Origin of the sequence: Streptomyces huiliensis (genome assembly GCF_020037025.1) — a bacterium.
Taxonomy (GTDB): domain Bacteria; phylum Actinomycetota; class Actinomycetes; order Streptomycetales; family Streptomycetaceae; genus Streptomyces; species Streptomyces huiliensis.
Genome location: NZ_JAIQLH010000187.1, coordinates 1 through 1,558 on the forward strand (window position 1 = coordinate 1; position 1,558 = coordinate 1,558).

General features: G+C 73.9%; 3 protein-coding genes. 2 read left to right on the top strand and 1 reads right to left on the bottom strand.

Features of this window, described 5'->3' with window-relative positions; translation table 11 throughout:
* Both JNW98_RS26450 and JNW98_RS26455 read left to right on the top strand, forming a co-directional pair.
* The coding region (locus JNW98_RS26450; protein WP_223770812.1) for a hypothetical protein at positions 1–390 on the top strand (390 nt) is incomplete at its 5' end.
* Entirely contained in the window at positions 383–1,240 is an 858-nt protein-coding gene (locus JNW98_RS26455; protein ID WP_223770813.1) for a class I SAM-dependent methyltransferase, read from the top strand. The genes JNW98_RS26450 and JNW98_RS26455, both read left to right, overlap by 8 nt.
* A gap of 10 nt (positions 1,241–1,250) precedes the next feature.
* Here JNW98_RS26455 and JNW98_RS26460 read toward each other — a convergent pair.
* The coding region (locus JNW98_RS26460; protein WP_223770814.1) for a WYL domain-containing protein at positions 1,251–1,558 on the bottom strand (308 nt) is incomplete at its 5' end.

Sequence of the window (1,558 nt, forward strand, 5' to 3'; positions counted from 1 at the left end):
GGAGTACACATGACGACGACTGAGGGTGTCACCGACGGCATCAAGGGGTTCCTCGTCGAGACCCGCAACTACGGTGCGACGGCGGCGTTCTGGAAGTCGCTGGGATACGAGAGCGTGGTCGAGACGGACCACGGCTCCGGCCAGTGGCAGCACCCGGCCGGGGGGCCGTACGTGTTCATAGCGGAGCAGCACGAGCGCGAGCTCGTCACCCGGCCGGTGCTCACCGTCGCAGACGCGGAAGCGTTCGCGCCCGCTCGCGCGCCGGAGTTCGCCGAGCCGTTCACGCCGACGCACTGGGGTGTCCGGCAGGCGCTGGTGCTGGATCCCGACGGGCGGACCGTCGCCCTCGAAGCGCCGCTGATCCAGGGGGAGGGGCACCACCATGGCTGACCCGCAGCGCACCGTCCCGGACCACACCGCCGTCCGCGTCGCCCTCTGGCGCGCCCTGCACGTCCAAGCGGACGCGGCGCCGCACGTGCTCGACGACGAGCTCGGGCTGGCGCTCGCCGACCCGGGGCCGGAGTGGCGGGAGCGCGGCGACATGACGATGCCGGGCGTCGAAGGCGTCCGCGCGTCGGTCGTCGCCCGCGCCCGGTTCGTCGAGGACCTCGTCGCCGAGCGTGCCGCCGCCGGGGTGACGCAGTACGTCGTCCTCGGCGCGGGACTGGACACCTTCGCCCAGCGCCGCCCCGAACTGGGCACTTCCGTCAAGGTGTTCGAGGTGGACCAGCCGGGGACGCAGGCGTGGAAGCGGGGGCGGCTGGCCGAGCTCGGGCATGTGACGCTGCCCTGGCAGACCTTCGTGCCCGTCGACTTCGAGGCCGGCGACTCGTGGTGGGAGCGGCTGACCGAGGCCGGTTTCGACCCGGGCGCCCCGGCGGTCGTCGCGTCGACCGGCGTGAGCATGTACCTCAGCCACGAGGCGAACGTCGCGACGCTCCGGCAGGCCGCCGCGCTCGCGCCGGGTTCCGTGTTCGCGTCGACGTTCCTGATGCCGCTCGACCTGCTCGAACCGGACCAGCGGATGGTCCAGGAGATGTCGATGCGCAACGCCGCCGCGTCGGGCACCCCGTTCGTCAGCCTCTACGCGCCCGAGGACCTGCGGAAGGCGGCGCTGGCGGCCGGGTTCGCGAAGGCCGCGCACGTCTCGCCCGACGAACTCGCCGAACGGTACTTCGCCGGCCGCCCCGACGGCCTGCGCCCGCCGCGGGCGGAGCAGTTCCTCGTCGCGGAGGTGTGAACCGAAAAGTTCAGGAGGCGTGTTCCTCCGCCAGTTCCGCCACCCCCGTCACCCGGTGCAGCGCGAACGTCCGCACCTCGTCCGCCGTGTGGTCGTACGCCGTGACGTACCCGCCCTCCACCCGGACGGGGGCGATCACGCGCTGGCTCGCCGCGCCCTCCGCGTTGACGTAGCCCATCCACACGGCGGCGCCGGTCAGCACGGCCGCCTGCATGGTGGCCAGGGTCTCGGCGGACGTGGTGCGGGGCAGCGCGCCGCCGCCCGCGGGCGCCGGCGCGGCGGCGGACGACGGCTTGCGCTCGGCCGTCGCCGCGCGGT